General features: G+C 74.2%; 17 protein-coding genes. 14 read left to right on the forward strand and 3 right to left on the reverse strand.

Features of this window, described 5'->3' with window-relative positions; genetic code table 11:
* Positions 1 to 128 precede the first annotated feature (128 nt).
* Both ACI78V_RS16965 and ACI78V_RS16970 read right to left on the reverse strand, forming a co-directional pair.
* A complete protein-coding gene (locus ACI78V_RS16965) occupies positions 129 to 1304 on the reverse strand; it encodes an amidohydrolase family protein (protein ID WP_456852805.1) in 1176 nt (391 codons plus the stop codon).
* Positions 1305 to 1422: 118 nt separating this feature from the next.
* Positions 1423 to 2385, reverse strand: coding sequence for a RecB family exonuclease (locus ACI78V_RS16970; protein WP_456852807.1), 963 nt, complete (start codon positions 2383 to 2385; stop codon positions 1423 to 1425).
* An 83-nt stretch (positions 2386 to 2468) separates the two neighbouring features.
* On the opposite strand from ACI78V_RS16970, the gene ACI78V_RS16975 reads away from it, so the two are divergent.
* The 8 genes from ACI78V_RS16975 (at position 2469) to pafA (ending at position 11312) form a co-directional block, all read left to right on the forward strand.
* Positions 2469 to 3380 carry a tRNA (adenine-N1)-methyltransferase gene (locus tag ACI78V_RS16975; RefSeq protein ID WP_456852809.1) on the forward strand — a complete coding sequence of 304 codons (912 nt, stop codon included), beginning with the start codon at positions 2469 to 2471 and terminating at the stop codon, positions 3378 to 3380.
* Positions 3381 to 3506: 126 nt separating this feature from the next.
* Complete coding sequence (gene arc, locus ACI78V_RS16980; protein WP_456852812.1) at positions 3507 to 5282, forward strand: proteasome ATPase; 1776 nt, start codon at positions 3507 to 3509, stop codon at positions 5280 to 5282.
* A gap of 239 nt (positions 5283 to 5521) precedes the next feature.
* Positions 5522 to 7027: a depupylase/deamidase Dop gene (gene dop / locus ACI78V_RS16985; RefSeq protein ID WP_456852814.1), complete on the forward strand. Its 1506-nt coding sequence runs from the start codon at positions 5522 to 5524 to the stop codon at positions 7025 to 7027.
* Between the two features lie 117 nt (positions 7028 to 7144).
* Positions 7145 to 7354: a ubiquitin-like protein Pup gene (locus ACI78V_RS16990; RefSeq protein ID WP_456852816.1), complete on the forward strand. Its 210-nt coding sequence runs from the start codon at positions 7145 to 7147 to the stop codon at positions 7352 to 7354.
* 128 nt (positions 7355 to 7482) lie between these two features.
* On the forward strand, positions 7483 to 8136 hold the full coding sequence (locus ACI78V_RS16995; protein ID WP_456852918.1) for an endonuclease domain-containing protein: 654 nt from the start codon (positions 7483 to 7485) through the stop codon (positions 8134 to 8136).
* Positions 8133 to 8975 carry a proteasome subunit beta gene (gene prcB, locus ACI78V_RS17000; protein WP_456852818.1) on the forward strand — a complete coding sequence of 281 codons (843 nt, stop codon included), beginning with the start codon at positions 8133 to 8135 and terminating at the stop codon, positions 8973 to 8975. Before ACI78V_RS16995 ends, prcB begins: the two co-directional genes overlap by 4 nt.
* 4 nt (positions 8976 to 8979) lie before the next feature.
* Positions 8980 to 9843, forward strand: coding sequence for a proteasome subunit alpha (gene prcA / locus ACI78V_RS17005; RefSeq protein ID WP_456852820.1), 864 nt, complete (start codon positions 8980 to 8982; stop codon positions 9841 to 9843).
* A gap of 110 nt (positions 9844 to 9953) precedes the next feature.
* Positions 9954 to 11312 (forward strand): Pup--protein ligase, encoded by a 1359-nt coding sequence (gene pafA, locus ACI78V_RS17010; RefSeq protein WP_456852822.1) that lies wholly within the window; start codon positions 9954 to 9956, stop codon positions 11310 to 11312.
* Between the two features lie 169 nt (positions 11313 to 11481).
* Here pafA and ACI78V_RS17015 read toward each other — a convergent pair whose 3' ends face one another.
* Complete coding sequence (locus ACI78V_RS17015; RefSeq protein ID WP_456852824.1) at positions 11482 to 12579, reverse strand: DUF3866 family protein; 1098 nt, start codon at positions 12577 to 12579, stop codon at positions 11482 to 11484.
* 80 nt (positions 12580 to 12659) lie between these two features.
* On the opposite strand from ACI78V_RS17015, the gene ACI78V_RS17020 reads away from it, so the two are divergent.
* From ACI78V_RS17020 to ACI78V_RS17045, 6 genes are all read left to right on the forward strand, one after another.
* Positions 12660 to 13628, forward strand: a complete 969-nt coding sequence (locus tag ACI78V_RS17020; protein ID WP_456852826.1) for a helix-turn-helix transcriptional regulator — start codon at positions 12660 to 12662, stop codon at positions 13626 to 13628.
* The gene (locus ACI78V_RS17025) at positions 13625 to 14620 is read left to right on the forward strand and encodes a helix-turn-helix transcriptional regulator (RefSeq protein ID WP_456852828.1); all 996 of its coding nucleotides are present in this window, start codon (positions 13625 to 13627) and stop codon (positions 14618 to 14620) included. The genes ACI78V_RS17020 and ACI78V_RS17025 overlap by 4 nt, the downstream gene beginning before the upstream one ends.
* Positions 14621 to 14629: 9 nt before the next feature.
* A complete protein-coding gene (locus ACI78V_RS17030) occupies positions 14630 to 14821 on the forward strand; it encodes a hypothetical protein (protein WP_456852830.1) in 192 nt (63 codons plus the stop codon).
* Positions 14822 to 14912: 91 nt separating this feature from the next.
* The gene (gene tatA / locus ACI78V_RS17035; protein WP_456852832.1) at positions 14913 to 15224 is read left to right on the forward strand and encodes a Sec-independent protein translocase subunit TatA; all 312 of its coding nucleotides are present in this window, start codon (positions 14913 to 14915) and stop codon (positions 15222 to 15224) included.
* A gap of 23 nt (positions 15225 to 15247) precedes the next feature.
* Positions 15248 to 16207, forward strand: a complete 960-nt coding sequence (gene tatC, locus ACI78V_RS17040; RefSeq protein ID WP_456852834.1) for a twin-arginine translocase subunit TatC — start codon at positions 15248 to 15250, stop codon at positions 16205 to 16207.
* Positions 16208 to 16285: 78 nt separating this feature from the next.
* On the forward strand, positions 16286 to 17173 hold the full coding sequence (locus ACI78V_RS17045; RefSeq protein ID WP_456852836.1) for a diacylglycerol/lipid kinase family protein: 888 nt from the start codon (positions 16286 to 16288) through the stop codon (positions 17171 to 17173).
* Positions 17174 to 17181 lie beyond the last annotated feature (8 nt).

Genomic DNA, 17181 nt, shown 5'->3' on the forward strand with positions numbered 1-17181 from the left:
AGGACGGCATTAGCGTGGGACATGAGGACCTCCGAGCCGGTGAAGCCTTCGACAAGCCCCACCTCACTCGGAGGTCCTCCCTCACGTCACCTGCAACGCGCCGTCACCAACGTGTGTGGGCAGTACAGCTAGCGGCGCACCTCCCGCCCCCGGGCGACCACCGTGCGCGGCCGCTGCAGGCAGGTGACGTCGGCCAGCGGGTCGCCGTCGACGACCAGGAGGTCGGCGGCCAGGCCGGCCCGCAGCCGGCCGGTACGGTCCTGCAGGCCGCAGGCCCGCGCTGCGACGGCGGTGGCGGCAGCCAGCGCCTCGGCGACCGGGACGCCGCACGCGCCGACGAGGTCGGCCACCGCCATCGGGACCAGCCCGTGCCGTTTGGCGGGGCCGATGCCCGCGTCGGTGCCGGCCAGCAGCGTCACCCCGCCGCGGTGCAGTGCGGCCACGTTGCCGAGCTGGGCCTCGTAGGTCGCCCCCAGCGCCGCCATCCGCGCCAGGATGTGCGGCGCCGCGACCGCTCCAGGGGTGCGCCCCAGGGTCGGGCACACGACGGTGCCGGCCGCCGCGAGCCGGCCGGCCAGGTCCGGCGGGGTGCGGACGCCGTCGGGGGTCAGACAGCTGCAGTGCTCGATGCCGTCGACCCCGGCGGTGAGGCTGCGTTCGACGGCGGCCAGCCCGTGCGCGTGGGCCGTGACCGGCAGCCCGTGCCGGTGGGCCTCGTCCACGACCGCCCGCAGCTCCTCGAGGCCGAACTGGCAGGCGTTCAGGTCGGTGTCCGGGGTCGTCAGGCCGCCGCTGGCCATGACCTTGACCACCCCCGCGCCCCGCTCGGCGCGCTCGCGGACCGCCCGGCGCAGCGCCTCGGCGCCCACGACCTCCCCACCCATGGACCAGCAGTGCCCCCCGGGTGAGGTCAACGGCGGTCCGGCCGCGACGACCGTGGGACCCCAGCCGCCGGCGCGGGCGAGCACGGTCCAGCGGTGGTCACCGAGGTCGCGCACCGTCGTCACGCCGGCCCGCAGGTGTTGGTGCAGCGCCGTGTCGACGACCGTGGCGAGCTCCTCGACGGAGAACTCCGGGATGCGCTCCAGGGCGCGCGGACTGCCGTCCCCGCAGAGGTGGACGTGCGTGTCGATGAGCCCGGGCAGCAGCGTGGCGTCCGCCAGGTCGGTGACGGCGCACCCGTCCGGAGCCGGGGCGGTGGCCGGTTCCACCGCCACGATCGTCTCGCCCTCGACGAGGACGAGCGCACCGGCGGGGAGGACACGCTCGCCGTCGAAGGCCCGCGCTGCCCGGTATCCCCGCACGGAGGCCACTGTCGACCCGCTCGGCGGTCGGCGGAAGGACCTCGGCCGGCCTGGGCTGCTGCCGCCCCGTTCCGCGGCCCGCCGCGAGCCCGCCGGCGGTGGCGGGACGGGGCCTTCGTCAGTCCCGCTCGACGACCGGCAGCTGGGTGTGCCAGCCGGCGGCGGCCGCGGCCTGCGCCGGGAACGGCGGGGGAGTGCCGCCGAAGGACGGGCACAGCGCCTGGTGGTCGCACCAGTCGCACAGCCGCGTGCGGTTGGGCCGGAAGTCGCCGGTGGCCACCGCCCGCTCGATCGCCGCCCAGATGGCCTGCAGGGTCCGCTCGAAGCGCACCAGCTCGCCCTCGTCGGGCGCGTAGGTGAGCGCGTCACCGTTGCCCAGGTAGAGCAGCTTCAGCTGGCTGGCCACCACCCCCCGGGTGCGCCAGAGCACCAACGCGTAGAACTTCATCTGGAACAGCGCCTTGCCCTCGAACGCCTCGCGCGGCACCGAGCCGGTCTTGTAGTCGACCACGCGCAGCGCCCCGTTCGGCGCGACGTCCAGGCGGTCGACGTACCCGCGCAGCAGGAGCCCGTCGGGCAGGGTGACCTCGACGAGCTCCTCGCGGCCCTGCGGCTCGATGCGCGACGGGTCCTCCAGCGAGAAGTAGGTCTCCACCAGCCGACCCGCCGAGGCCAGCCACGCCTCCAGCGACTGCCCGGCCGGGTCGCCGTCGGCGGCGGCGGCGCCCTCGGCGAACAGCTCGGCGACCTCCGGGTCCGACCGCAGCTCCTCCCACGCCGGGGCGACCAGCTCCTGGGCCGACTGCACCGTGCGCTGCCGGGCGGGGAGGTCGTAGAGCTTCTCCAGGACCGCGTGCACCAGCGTGCCGCGGACCGCGGCCAGGCTCTTGCGCTCGGGCAGCCGGTCGATGGTGCGGAACCGGTAGAGCAGGGGGCAGGTCTTGAAGTCCGCCGCCCGGCTGGGGGAGAGCGAGGGCCGGCGCGGCTCCGTCTGCGCGGGGGTCCCGGCGTCGCCGACGGGGGCGTCCGGGGAAGCGGCAGCCGGCTGAGGGGGCTGCCCGGTCTGCACCATCGCCGTCATGCGACCGAGGCTAGGTCGGCCCACCGACAGTTCCGAGTGCGCGCGCCGAGAGCCCTGCCACGCACTCCGTAGGCTGGCCGCCCGTGGACGAGCAGCAGCAGGCCCCCGTGGACGACGAGCAGCAGGCCCCCGAGACCGCCGAGGCCCCCCTGGCCGAGCCCCCGGCCCCGGTCCCCGGGGCGTTCGTGGCCGGCGACCGTGTGCAGCTCACCGACCCCAAGGGCCGGCTGCACACCGTCGTCCTCGAGCCCGGGAGGCTGTTCCACACCCACCGCGGGGCGATCGCCCACGACGACCTGATCGGCGCGCCGGAGGGCTCGGTCGTCCACTCCACCGCCAACACCGGCTACCTCGCGCTGCGCCCGCTGCTGGCCGACTTCGTGCTGTCCATGCCCCGCGGCGCGCAGGTGATCTACCCCAAGGACGCCGCGCAGATCGTCGGCTCCGGCGACGTCGGCCCGGGGATGCGGGTGCTGGAGGCCGGCGCCGGCTCCGGGGCGCTGACCTGCTCGCTGCTGCGGGCGGTGGGGGAGCGGGGCACCGTCACCAGCTACGAGCGGCGGGAGGACTTCGCCGACGTCGCCCGCGCCAACGTGGCGGCCTTCTTCGGGGAGGTGCCCGCCAACTGGTCGCTGCGCCTGGGGGACCTCGCCGACCACCCGGCGGAGGAGACCGTCGACCGCGTCGTCCTCGACATGCTGGAGCCGTGGGCGGTGCTGCCCACGGTGGCCGCCGCGCTGCGGCCCGGTGGGGTGCTCGTCGGCTACGTCGCCACCGTGACCCAGCTGTCGACCTACGTGGAGGCGTTGCGCGCGCAGGGCGGGTGGACCGAGCCGTACTCGTGGGAGTCGCTGGTGCGGCCCTGGCACGCGGTCGGCCTGGCCGTCCGGCCCGAGCACCGGATGGTCGCCCACACGGCGTTCCTGGTCACGGCACGCCGACTCGCCGAGGGCGTCGTCGCCCCCACGCGGCAGCGGCGCGCGCAGAAGCACTGAACCGACACGTCCCGGAACACACTCGTAGCCGGGCCGTGACCGACCGTTCCGCGAGCCCCCGGCAGGCTGTCGCCGGGCGTGTATAGATTTGCCTCCTGGCTCTCCCGATGTGTGCGGAGGTGCGCGATGGGCCTGGGTCCCGACGAGTTCCGAGCGCGGCGTGAGCGTGACGTGGCCGCGCTGCTCAGCCAGATCTCCTACCTGGAGGAGGAGATCGGTCTCCTGCGCCGCAAGGTGGCCGAGAGCCCCCGGCAGGTGCGGGCGCTGGAGGAGCGGATCGCCGAGGCGGAGGGGCGCGCGGCGTTCCTCTCGGAGCGCAACGACAAGCTCACCAGCACGCTGCGCGACGCCCGCGAGCAACTGGTCACGCTCAAGGAGGAGGTCGACCGGCTCGGGCAGCCCCCGTCCGGTTACGGCGTCTTCCTCAGCCGGCACGACGACGGCACCGTCGACGTGTTCACCGGTGGCCGCAAGCTGCGGGTGTCGGTCTCCCCGTCGGTGGAGGTCGAGACGCTGCAGCACGGCCAGGAGGTCATGCTCAACGAGGCGATGAACGTCGTGGAGGCGTGCGGCTTCGAGCGCGCCGGCGACATCGTCATGCTCAAGGAGCTGCTGGAGCCGATCGACGGCGTCACGCCGCGGGCGCTGGTCATCGGCCACACCGACGAGGAGCGCGTGGTCTACCTCGCCGACTCCCTCATCGACCAGCCTCTGCGCAGCGGCGACTCGCTGCTGCTGGAGTCCCGCTCGGGCTACGTGTACGAGCGGATCCCGAAGAGCGAGGTCGAGGAGCTCATCCTCGAAGAGGTCCCCGACATCGACTACGCCGACATCGGTGGCCTGTCCCGGCAGATCGAGCAGATCCGCGACGCCGTCGAGCTGCCGTTCCTCCACGCGGACCTGTTCCGCGAGTTCGAGCTGCGCCCGCCCAAGGGCATCCTGCTCTACGGCCCGCCCGGCTGCGGCAAGACGCTGATCGCCAAGGCGGTGGCCAACTCCCTGGCCAAGAAGGTCGCCGAGGTGCAGGGCGAGGGCTCGCGCGCGGCGAAGTCCTACTTCCTGAACATCAAGGGCCCGGAGCTGCTCAACAAGTACGTCGGCGAGACCGAGCGGCACATCCGGCTGGTGTTCCAGCGGGCCCGGGAGAAGGCCAGCGAGGGCACGCCGGTCATCGTCTTCTTCGATGAGATGGACTCGATCTTCCGCACCCGGGGGTCGGGGGTCTCCTCGGACGTGGAGTCCACGATCGTGCCCCAGCTGCTCAGCGAGATCGACGGCGTCGAGGGCCTGGAGAACGTCATCGTCATCGGCGCCTCCAACCGCGAGGACATGATCGACCCGGCCATCCTCCGGCCCGGCCGGCTGGACGTGAAGATCAAGATCGAGCGGCCGGACGCCGAGGCCGCGCGGGACATCTTCAGCAAGTACCTGACCACCTCGCTCCCGCTGCACCCCGACGACCTCGCCGAGCACGGCGGCAGCCGCGAGGCGACGATCGCCGCGATGATCCAGCGCACCGTCGAGCGCATGTACACCGAGAGCGAGGAGAACCGCTTCCTCGAGGTCACCTACGCCAACGGTGACAAGGAGGTCCTGTACTTCAGGGACTTCAACTCCGGGGCGATGCTGCAGAACATCGTCGACCGCGCCAAGAAGATGGCCATCAAGGAGCGCCTGGAGACCGGCACCGGGGGGCTGCGCGTCGGCCACCTCATGCAGGCCTGCGTCGACGAGTTCAAGGAGAACGAGGACCTGCCCAACACCACCAACCCCGACGACTGGGCGCGGATCTCGGGCAAGAAGGGCGAGCGGATCGTCTACATCCGCACGCTCATCAGCGGCAAGGGCACCGAGTCCGGCCGCGCCATCGACACCGCGACCAACACCGGCCAGTACCTGTAGGAGGACCTCGGGGAGGCCCGGCCTCCCCGAGGTGGGCAGGACCCGTCCGGCCCACCTCCGCAGTCCCGGGGTGCGCCCGGGACGAGGCCGGTCGACGGCCCGGTCCCCGCTGTGCGCGGGAGCCGGGCCGTCGGCGTCCCCACGGCGGTGGCGCGGGGCCCGGCGCACCGCGGCCGGGCCCCGCGCCGGGCGCACGGGCCGTGCCGGACGGTGTCGGTGCCGCGGCCTAGGGTTGGTGCATGAGCGTGCGGCGGGTCATGGGCACCGAGGTCGAGTACGGCATCTCGGTGCCCGGGCAGCCGACGGCGAACCCGACCACCCTCTCCAGCCAGGTGGTCAACGCCTGGGCGGTGGCCGAGGCCCCGACCCCGCGCCGGCCGCGGTGGGATTTCGAGGAGGAGTCGCCGCTGCGCGACGCCCGCGGGTTCGACCTCTCCCCGGCCCAGGCGCTGGACCACAACGACCTGGACGAGGACTCCGGGATGGCCAACGTCATCCTGACCAACGGGGCGCGGCTCTACGTCGACCACGCCCACCCCGAGTACTCGACGCCGGAGGTCACCAACCCGCGCGACGTCGTCCTGTGGGACAAGGCCGGCGAGCACGTCATGGCCGAGGCCGCCCGCCGGGCCGCGCGGATCCCCGGCACCGTGCCGATCCAGCTCTACAAGAACAACACCGACGGCAAGGGCGCCTCCTACGGGTCGCACGAGAACTACCTCATGGACCGGCGGACGCCGTTCCTGGAGATCATCCGCGGCCTGATCCCCTTCTTCGTCACCCGGCAGGTCTTCGCCGGCTCCGGGCGGGTGGGCATCGGCACGGAGAGCCGCACCCGCGGCTTCCAGCTCTCCCAGCGCGCCGACTTCTTCGAGGTCGAGGTGGGCCTGGAGACGACGCTCAAGCGCCCGATCATCAACACCCGCGACGAGCCGCACGCCGACGCCGACAAGTACCGCCGGCTGCACGTGATCATCGGCGACGCCAACCTGGCCGAGCTGTCCACCTACCTCAAGGTGGGGACGACGTCGCTGGTGCTGGCCATGATCGAGGCGCGCACCCTCACCCAGGACCTCAGCATCGAGGAGCCGGTGGAGGCCCTGCAGGCGGTCAGCCACGACCCCTCGTTGTCGCACAAGGTCCGGCTGCGCGACGGCCGGCGGATGACGGCGCTGGAGGTCCAGGAGGCCTACCTGGAGATGGCGCAGCGGCACGTCGAGCGCACCGGGGAGTGCGCCGCGCAGACCGCCGACGTGCTGCGCCGGTGGGCCGAGGTGCTGCAGGACCTCGTGATCGACCCGATGCGCTGCGCCGACCGGCTGGACTGGCCGGCCAAGCTGCGGCTGCTGGAGGGCTACCGGTCGCGGGACGGCCTGGACTGGGGCGACTCGCGGCTGCGCCTGGTGGACCTGCAGTACTCCGACGTCCGGCCGGACAAGGGGCTCTACCACCGGCTGGTGGCCCGCGGGTCCATGCAGCGGCTGCTGACCGACGAGGAGGTGGCCCGGGCGGTGGTGCACCCGCCGACCGACACCCGCGCCTTCTTCCGCGGCGAGTGCCTGCGGCGCTACCCGGCGCAGGTCGCCGCGGCGTCCTGGGACTCGGTGGTGTTCGACCTGGGCCGGGAGAACCTGGTGCGCATCCCCACCATGGAGCCGCTGCGCGGCACCCGCGACCACGTGGGCCGGCTGTTCGAGTCGACCTCCTCGGCCCAGGAACTGGTCGACACCATCACCAGCGGCTGACCTCAGCGGTTGCCCGGGCGCCGGACGGTCCCGCGGCCGCCCGCCGACACCCGTTCGTCACTCCCCGCGGGTAGCTTTCGTCCCAGGCACCAGCCACGACACCACCTGGAGGCAGCCATGGCCACGAGGGACACCGGCGGGCAGCAGAAGGCCACCCGCACCCGCGAGGAGACCGACGAGGTCGAGGCCTCGGTCGACACCGAGGTCGCCGAGCGCCACAAGGAGATGACCGAGGACGTCGACTCCATCCTCGACGAGATCGACGAGGTGCTCGAGGAGAACGCCGAGGAGTTCGTGCGCTCGTACGTGCAGAAGGGCGGCCAGTGAACAAGGTCATCTTCTGGTGACCTTGTTCGGTGGAGACGAAGTCCTGCCGGGACTGCGGCGCACACGGGCCTGTGTCGGAGTCCAGCAAGAACAAGCGGTCGCGTGACGGGCTGGCCTTCCACTGCCGAGTGCACCTGGCCGAACGGTCGGCCCGGAGTCGGGACGCCAGGCGGACGCAGCCACGTCGCTACCGCAGGGTCCCGACAGGACTGACAGTCCCGGACGGCCACAAGTGGTGTCCCGACTGCGCGAAGGTCCGCCCGCTGACGGACTTCCCGCGATCCCGGGCCGCCGCCAGCGGACACGGGGCGTACTGCCTGCCGTGCCACAACGCTCGCGGCAGACGGAACCGGGCGGCGGTAGGCGGTAGGCGGACGTACCACCTGGCCCGTCGGTACGGCATCACAGCCGCCGAGGCGGATCTCGTGCTCGGAGCACAGGGCGGTCTCGGTGCCATCTGCCGGACTGCTCCCGCGGCGCACGTCGACCACGACCACGGGACCGGCGCCGTCCGCGCGCTGCTGAGCTTCCCCGGCAACGGTGGCCTCGGCCGGTTCCGGGGCGACCCGTACCTGCTGCACGTGGCGGCCTGCTCCGTGGAGTCGCACCGCCGGCGTCAGGCGCCGGACCGGCTCCAGCAGTCCGCGGGCACCGCTCCGGGCACGGCCAGCCGGCCGGGGAGCCCGCCGGTAGGGTCGCAGCGACGCCCGGGGAGCACGCGCAGCACCGGGCGAGGCAGCGGGTCACGCCGGCAGGACACGGCGGGAGAGGCGGATGGGTGAACGAGTCGTCAGCTGGCCGGAGCGGGTTCCCGCCCGCCTATCTGGACCGGGTGGGCTCCTCGTTCACCGACTTCCTCGCCGTCACCGCGCCGGACCTGCTGCCCGGCCGCCGGCCGGTCCCGCAGCTGCCGGTCGGTGACGTCACGCCGCACGGCACCACGATCGTGGCGGTCACCTACGACGGCGGCGTGCTCATGGGCGGCGACCGGCGCGCCACCATGGGCAACCTGATCTCCAGCCGGGACATCGAGAAGGTCTACCCGGCCGACGCCTGGTCGGTCATCGGCATCGCCGGTGCCGCGGGCATCGCCATCGAGATGGTGAAGCTCTACCAGGTGGAGCTCGAGCACTACGAGAAGATCGAGGGGCTCACGCTGTCCCTCGACGGCAAGGCCAACCGCCTGGCGCAGATGATCCGCGGCAACCTCGGCGCGGCCCTGCAGGGGCTGGCCGTCGTCCCGCTGTTCGCCGGCTTCGACCTCGACGCCGCGCCGGGCGTGAGCCCGGGCCGGATCTTCAGCTACGACGTCACGGGCGGGAACTACGAGGAGCGGGGGTACTCGGCCGTCGGCTCCGGCTCGCTGTTCGCCCGCAACTCGCTGAAGAAGACGTGGCGACCGGGCCTGTCCGGGGACGCCGCCACCCGCACCCTCGTCGAGGCGCTCTACGACGCCGCCGACGACGACTCCGCGACCGGCGGGCCCGACCCGGTGCGGCGGCTCTACCCGATCGTGTACCGGGTGGACGCCGAGGGCGCCGTCCGGCTCACCGACGACGAGGTCTCCGCCGTCGCCACGACGATCGTCGACGAGCGGTCCGCCGCGGACGGGCAGGGCTGATCCCATGACCATGCCGTACTACGCCTCGCCCGAGCAGTTGATGCGCGACCGCTCGGAGTACGCCCGCAAGGGCATCTCCCGTGGTCGCTCCGTCGCCGTGGTCACCTACGCCGACGGTGTGCTGTTCATCGCCGAGAACCCCAGCTCCACCCTGCACAAGGTCGGCGAGCTCTACGACCGCATCGGCTTCGCCGCGGTCGGCCGGTACAGCGAGTTCGAGAGCCTCCGGGTCGCCGGGGTGCGGCTGGCCGACGTCCGCGGCTACTCGTACAACCGCCGCGACGTCACCGGCCGGGTGATCGCCAACGCCTACGCGCAGACGCTCGGCGAGATCTTCACCCAGCAGACCAAGCCCTACGAGGTCGAGCTCTGCGTCGCCGAGGTCGGCGACACCCCCGAGTCCGACCAGCTGTTCCGGCTCACCTTCGACGGCTCGGTCGTCGACGAGCCGGACTTCGTCGTCATGGGCGGTCAGGCCGAGGCCGTCAGCACCCACCTGCGCGAGCACTTCCTGCCCGGCATGACCCTCGTCGAGGCGCTCAAGGTCGGCGTGCAGGCGCTGTCGGCGGTCAGCCCGGCGACCACCGCCGGCAACGGCGGGCCGGCGCTGCTCTCGGCCGAGCAGCTAGAGGTCGCCGTCCTCGACCGGCGCCGCCCCAAGCGGGCGTTCCGGCGGGTGGTGGGGGCCGCCCTGCGCACCCTCCTGGACCGGGGGGACGCCGCGGCGGCCGAGACCGTCGAGGAGCCGCACACGGCCTCGCACGCCCCCAGCACGCCGCAGCCCGGCGCGCCGGCCGGGCTGGGCGACCCGGCGGCGCCCGACACCGGGGGCACCGCCGGCAGCGGAGGGCAGGCCCCCACGACCTGACGCCCCTCCCGGCCACGGGCCGGCGCGCTCCCGCGCCGGCCCCACGGCCGGTGGCGGCAGCCGTGCGCCGCGGGCGGGCCAGTGTCGGTCCCGGCGCCTAGGCTCGGTCCGTGGAGCGACGGATCTTCGGGATCGAGACCGAGTACGGCGTCACGTGCACCTTCCGCGGGCAGCGTCGGCTGTCCCCGGACGAGGTGGCCCGGTACCTGTTCCGCCGCGTGGTGTCGTGGGGGCGCAGCAGCAACGTGTTCCTGCGCAACGGCTCCCGCCTCTACCTCGACGTGGGCAGCCACCCCGAGTACGCCACCGCGGAGTGCGACGACCTCACCGAGCTCGTGGTGCACGACAAGGCCGGTGAGCGCATCCTCGAGGGCCTGTTGGTCGACGCCGAGCAGCGGCTGGCCGAGGAGGGTGTCACCGGCGACATCTACCTGTTCAAGAACAACACCGACTCCGCGGGCAACAGCTACGGCTGCCACGAGAACTACCTCGTCGGCCGGCACGGCGAGTTCAGCCGGCTGGCCGACGTGCTGATCCCGTTCCTGGTGAGCCGGCAGATCGTCGTCGGCGCCGGCAAGGTGCTGCAGACCCCGCGGGGGGCGATCTACTGCGTCAGCCAGCGGGCCGAGCACATCTGGGAGGGCGTCTCATCGGCCACCACCCGCTCCCGGCCGATCATCAACACCCGCGACGAGCCGCACGCCGACGCCGAGCGCTACCGGCGGCTGCACGTCATCGTCGGCGACTCGAACATGAACGAGACCACGACGCTGCTCAAGGTGGCCGTCACCGACCTCGTGCTGCGGATGATCGAGGCCGGCGTCCCGATCAAGGACATGGCGCTGGAGAACCCGATCCGCGCCATCCGCGAGATCAGCCACGACATGACCGGACGGCGCAAGGTCCGGCTGGCCAACGGCCGGGAGATGTCGGCGCTGGAGATCCAGGCCGAGTACCACAGCCGCGCCGCGGAGTTCGTCGACCGCGAGGGTTTCGGGCCGGTGCACCGGCAGATGCTGGAGCTGTGGGGCCGGGTGCTCAAGGCCGTCGACTCCGGCGACCTGTCGCTGATCGACCGCGAGATCGACTGGGCGACCAAGTACACGATGATCGAGCGCTACCGGGCCAAGCGGGACCTCCCGCTGTCCCACCCGCGGATCGCCCAGATGGACCTCGCCTACCACGACATCAGCCGCAAGCGGGGCCTGTACTACCTGCTCGAGCGCAACAACGCCGTCGACCGGGTCGCCCACGAGCCGCGGGTGTTCGAGGCCAAGAACGTGCCGCCGCAGACCACGCGCGCCCGGCTGCGGGGGGAGTTCATCCGCAAGGCCCAGGAGAAGCGCCGCGACTTCACCGTCGACTGGGTGCACCTCAAGCTCAACGACCAGGCCCAGCGCACGGTGCTGTGCAAGGACCCGTTCAAGGCCGTCGACGAGCGCGTCGACAAGCTCATCGCCAGCATGTGAGGCCGGCCGGCGGGAGCCGGAGGCTCGCGCGAGGAGGCCCCGGCAGCCGCCCTGCGAGGGCCGCCCCGCCGCGCGGGGGCCGGAGGCTCTCCGACGCGGCGCGACGGCGGGGCTCAGGGCGAGCCCGGGACGGCTCCTGGCGGCGGTGTCGGCCGGCGGCCGACGAGTGTCACAGCGGCACGCGCAGCGCGGCGTACCGGCCGGCGGCGGCCGCGGCGAGGAAGTAGGCCCGCTCCTCGGGGTAGCCGCGGCCCATCGTCGACAGCGGCACGGGGGACAGGCCCAGCGCCTCCTCCAGCCCCTCCACGTCCATCCAGACCACGGGGTTGCGCTCGGGCTGACCGGCGAGGTCCTCCTCGACCTGGCCCCCGAGTTCCGACCCGAGCCCACGGGGCGCCACCAGCGTCACCCCGGCCAGCGCCACCCTGCCGAAGGCGGTCAGCGAGTGGTGCGAGACCCCGCGGTGGCGTGGGCGGGGGTCGGCGTCGGAGATGCGCAGCGCCCCGATCGGCTGTCCGCCCAGCACCGACACGGCGTTGCACGCCTCGCCGGCGGCGACCCCCGAGAAGCCCCACGGTGTCCCGGTGCCGAGGTTGCCCGGCCCCTGGGTCACGATCGCCACGTCCGCACCCAGGACGTGCCGGGCGGCCAGCAGGCCGGTGTGCAGGGTGACCGCCTCGACGTCCCCGCCGAAGGCCTGCCCGACGGTGACCACCCCGGCCAGGGACGGCGCCAGCGCCGACAGCGTGCGGGAGAAGCCGGCCACGAGCGCGCCGCCGTCGGTCATCACGTAGGCGACCCGGAGGTCCGGGTCGGTGGCGAGCACGCCGATGAGCGCCGCGGGCAGCGCCGAGTGCAGGTCGGCCACGACGACGGGCATGCCACCGAGGTCCTCGGCGTCGGCGATGGTGCCGTGGTGCTCGGTGTCCTGCTCGTCGACGCCCTGCACGGTCACCTGCAGCGGCGTGTACCGGGCCTTGACCAGGTGCCCGGGCCCGGCCGGGTCCGGCGGCAGCCGGTCGGGGACGGCGACCACCAGGGCGTACCCGCCGGTGCCCAGGCGCTGCGCCCACGCCGTGGTGTTGAGCAGCACCGTGTCACCGACCTCGGGCACGCCCACGAGCGACGGGTGGGCCAGCGCGCGCACCTCGCCGTCCTCCGGCACCTCGGCCGTGAGCTCCTGCGCGTCCCGCCAGGAGCGGCCCAGAGCCGTCACCCTGCCCCGTCGCCAGCGGATCCGTTGCTGCGTCGTCCCGTGTTCCCCCACGCGGGCAGGCTAGCCAGGCCGGGTGCGCCCCGCTGGCCGCCCACCCCACCACCCGGGGCCGACGTGACTAGCCTGGGCGCGTGGCGGCGAAGCGGGCGGAACGGCTGGTGAACCTGGTCATCGCCCTGCTCGGCACCCGGCAGTACGTGACCGCGGCCAAGATCCGGGCCACGGTGCCCGGTTACGAGCCCGACGACGGCACCGCCCGCGCCGACGAGGCGTTCAAGCGGATGTTCGAGCGGGACAAGGCCGAGCTGCGCGAGATGGGCGTGCCGCTGGAGACCGGCCGCACCAGCGTCTTCGACACCGAGGACGGCTACCGGATCGCCCGGGCCGACTACGAGCTGCCCGAGATCACGCTGACCGGCGAGGAGGCCGCCGCGGTGGGCCTGGCGCTGCGGCTGTGGGAGTCCGCGCAGCTCGCCGGGGCCGCGCAGAGCGCGCTGGTGAAGCTCAAGGCCGCCGGGGTGGACGTCGACACCAGCCGGTCCATCCCGCTGCGCCCCCGCCTGGACTCCGACGAGCCGGCGTTCGAGCCCTGCTACGCCGCGGCCCGCGACCGCCGGGTGATCGAGTTCGACTACCGCCGTCCCGACGAGGACGCACCCACCCGCCGGCACGTCCAGCCGTGGGGCGTGGTGGCCTGGCACGGCCGCTGGTACCTGGGCGGGCTGGACCTCGACCGCCAGGCGCCCCGGGTCTTCCGGCTCTCCCGCGTGGTGGGCACGCCCCGGCCCGTCGGCCCCGGGGGCGCGTTCGAGCCGCCGGAGGGCGTCGACCTCGCGGCCATGGTCGCCGGGCAGTCCCGCGGGGAGGAGCAGCTGGTGGTGGTCCGCGCCCGGCCGGGCACCGCGGTCGGGCTGCGCCGGCACGCCGTCCCGCTGGGGCCGGCCGAGGACGGTGACGACCGGCTGCAGGTGCGCACCACCGAGCCGATGCGCCTGGCCGACCAGCTCGCCGCCTACGGCCCGGACGTCGTGGTGGAGGCACCTGCCCACGTCCGCGACGCCGTCGTCGAGCGGCTGACCCGGCTGGCGGCGATGGCGTGACGGCGCCCACGACCACCGAGCGGATGAGCCGGCTGCTCGCGCTCGTGCCGTACCTCACCGCCCGTCCCGAGGGGGTGCCGCTGGCGGAGGTGGCCCGCGACTTCGGGGTGCCCGAGCGGCAGTTGCGCCGTGACTTCGAGCTGCTGTGGATGTGCGGCCTGCCCGGCTACGGGCCCGGCGACCTCATCGACCTGGCCTTCGAGGGCGACCGGGTGCGGGTCACCTTCACCGCCGGCATGGTGCGGCCGCTGCGGCTGACCACCGACGAGGCGGTCGCCCTCGTGGTCGCGTTGCGCACGCTGCTGGAGCTGCCGGGCCTGGCCGAGCGGGAGGCGGTCAGCCGTGCGCTGGCCAAGGTGTCGGCGGCCGCCGGACACGCCGGCGAGCGGGTCAGCCCGGTGGCGCTGTCGGTGGACGCCCGGGAGCAGGCGCTGGCCGTCGTCCGGGAGGGGCTGGAGCGGCAGCGGGCGCTGCACCTGCACTACTACGTGCCCACGCGCGACGAGCGGACCGAGCGCACCGTGGACCCCATCCGGCTGCTGCTGGTCGACGGGCGGTGGTACCTGGAGGCCTGGTCCCGCGAGGTCGCCGGCGTCCGGCTGTTCCGCCTGGACCGGATCGACGACGTCGAGGTCCTCGAGGAGCCGTCGGCTCCGCCGCCGGGGTTGCACCTGCGCGACGTGGACGCCGGGCTCTACCAGCCCGAGCCCGGGTCGCCGGTGGTGCGCCTGCGGCTGGCCCGCACCGCCCGCTGGGTCGCCGAGTACTACCCGGTCGAGGAGGTCCGCGAGGTCGAGGACCCGCCCGGCGGGCTCGCCGTGGCCGTCCGCACCGCCGACGTCGCCTGGGCGCGGCGACTGGTCGCCTCCCTCGGCGGCGCGGCCACGGTCGACGAGCCCGCCGAGCTGGCCGCGGCCGTCGCCGCCGACGCGCGGGCGGCGCTGGCGCGGTACGGGGTGGAGCCGCCGCGGTCGCCGCGGGCCGGGGACTAGGGTCGCCCCGTGCTGCTGGTCGTCTGGATCGCCGTCGCCGTGCTCGCCGTCGTCGTGCTCGGCGCGCTCGGCTACGGGCTGTTCGGCGCGCTCACCCGGCTGCGCCGGGAGCTCGAGGCGCTCGAGCGCGACGTGCGCCCGGTGCTCGCCGAGGTGCAGTCGGCCGCGGCGCGGGCGGCGGACACCGGACGTTCACCCTGATCTCACCCGCCGACCCCCCGGTTGCGGGGGATGCACACGGGGCTCGGCCACGTAGCATCGTCGGTGCCCACCGCACCCCTGGAGGACCGTCATGGCCGGACTCGGCCCCCTGGAGATCGGCCTGATCATCCTGGCCATCCTGCTGCTCTTCGGCTACAAGAAGCTGCCGGACGCCTCGCGCTCGCTCGGGCGCTCGCTGCGCATCTTCAAGGGCGAGATGAAGGGCATGAAGGACGACGACGTCCGCACCAAGGACGCCGCCAAGACCACCCCCGTGCGCGGTGAGGTCCTCCCGCCGACCGGCCCCGACGCCGCCGCCCTCGAGGCCGAGGCGCTGGCCGCGGAGGCCCGGGCCGCCGAACTGCGGGCGCGCGCCGCACGGCGCAGCGACAGCGCCCGCTGAGCCCCTCGCACCCCGGCACCACCATGAGCGACGACGGCCCGCGACGGTTCCGACGGCGACGCCGTCCGCCGCGTGACGCCGCGGCGACGATGACGCTCATCGCGCACCTCACCGAGCTGCGCAACCGCGTCGCCAAGGCGCTGCTGGCGCTCGTGCTGGCCGCCGGGTTCGCCTTCTGGTGGTACGCCCACGGTCTGGGTGACTTCATCCGGGCGCCGTACTGCGGCCTGCCCGGCGAGCTGCGCTACGGCGACTCCGGCAGCCCCTGCGGCCTGCTGATCACCGACGTCTTCGGCGGGGTGTTCATCCGGCTCAAGGTGAGCCTGCTGGTCGGCACGGTGCTGTCGGCGCCGTTCTGGCTCTACCAGCTGTGGGCGTTCATCACCCCCGGCCTCAAGCGCAACGAGAAGCGCTACGGCATCGGCTTCGTCGCGGTGTCGACGGCGCTGTTCGCCCTCGGCGCGGTGCTGGCCTACATCTCGCTGTCGGCCGGTCTGGAGCTGCTGCTCAGCCTCGCCGGCGACGGCGTGGTGGTCGCCCTCACCGCCCAGGACTACATCGGTTTCGTGCTCTCGCTGCTGGTGGCCTTCGGCGTCAGCTTCGAGGTGCCGCTGATCGCGATCGCGCTGAACCTGGTCGGTGTCCTCAGCTACGAGGTGCTGCGCAAGAGCCGGCGGTGGATCTTCTTCCTCACCGTCGTCTTCGCCGCGTTCGTCACCCCCACCCAGGACCCGTTCACGATGCTCCTGATGGCCGGGCCGATGATCCTGCTGTTCGAGATGGCCATCCAGATCGCCCGGTTCGTGGACCGCCGCCGGGCCAAGCGCGCCGCCGCCGACCACTTCCACGACCTGTCCGACGACGAGGCCTCCCCGCTGGACGCCGCCCCGTCGGAGCTCGACGTCGCGCCCACGCCGGTCGACGACCTGCGCCGGGAGGACGACGAGCCGGTCGAGGGTCCTGCGGTCCGCTCCTCCCGCTGAGGGGACCGCCTGCCCGCCGTCCCCCGCAGTGCCACGGGCGGCCCGTGCAGGGGGGCCGACGCCGGGGTCGCCGTCCTGGTGAGCCCCGCCGCGGGCCGCGGCCGGGCCGGCGGGGCCGCCGACGCCGTGCTCGCGGTCCTGCGCTCCGCCGGCCTCCCGCCGCGGCTGCTGCCGGCGACCACCCGCGCCGACGCCGAGCGGCAGGCCGCCGCGGCGGTCGCCTCCGGCGTCCGGGCGGTCGTGGCGGTCGGTGGGGACGGCGCCGCGCACGCCGGACTGCAGGCCGTCGCGGGCACGGGCACCCCGCTGGCGGTGGTCCCGGCCGGCACCGGCAACGACCTGGCCCTGGCCCTCGGGACGCCGGCCGACCCCGTCGCCGCCGCGCGGGCCGCCGCCGAGGACCTGCACGCGCGCGTGGCCCGGGACCTCGACGCCGGGCGCACCGGGGACCGCTGGTGGGCCACGGTGCTGTGCTGCGGCTTCGACGCCGCGGTCACCGACCGCGCCAACCGGCTGCGCTGGCCCCGCGGGCCCCGCCGCTACGACGTCGCGGTCCTCGCCGAGCTGGCCCGGCTGCGGCCGTGCGAGGTGACGCTCGTGCTCGACGGGGTGCCCCGCACCCTGCCGGTGACGCTGGTCGCCGTCGGCAACACCGCCTGGTACGGCGGCGGACTGCGGGTCTGCCCCGGGGCCGATCCGGGCGACGGGTGGTTCGACGTCACCGTCGTCGGCCCGGTCAGCCGCCGGGAGCTGGTGCGCACCCGGCCGCGGCTGGGCGCCGGCACGCACGTCACCCACCCCGCCGTCGCGGTGCACCGGGCCGCCCGGGTGGAGCTGGCGGGGGAGGGGCTGCGCACCTACGCCGACGGCGAGCCGGTCACCCCGCTGCCGGCCGTGAGCGTCTGCGTGCCCGGGGCCGTGCGCGTCGTCGGCACCGGCCGAGCCGAGGTCGGCCACTCGGCCTAACGTGGAGC

The organism is Geodermatophilus sp. SYSU D00742 (assembly GCF_054049935.1).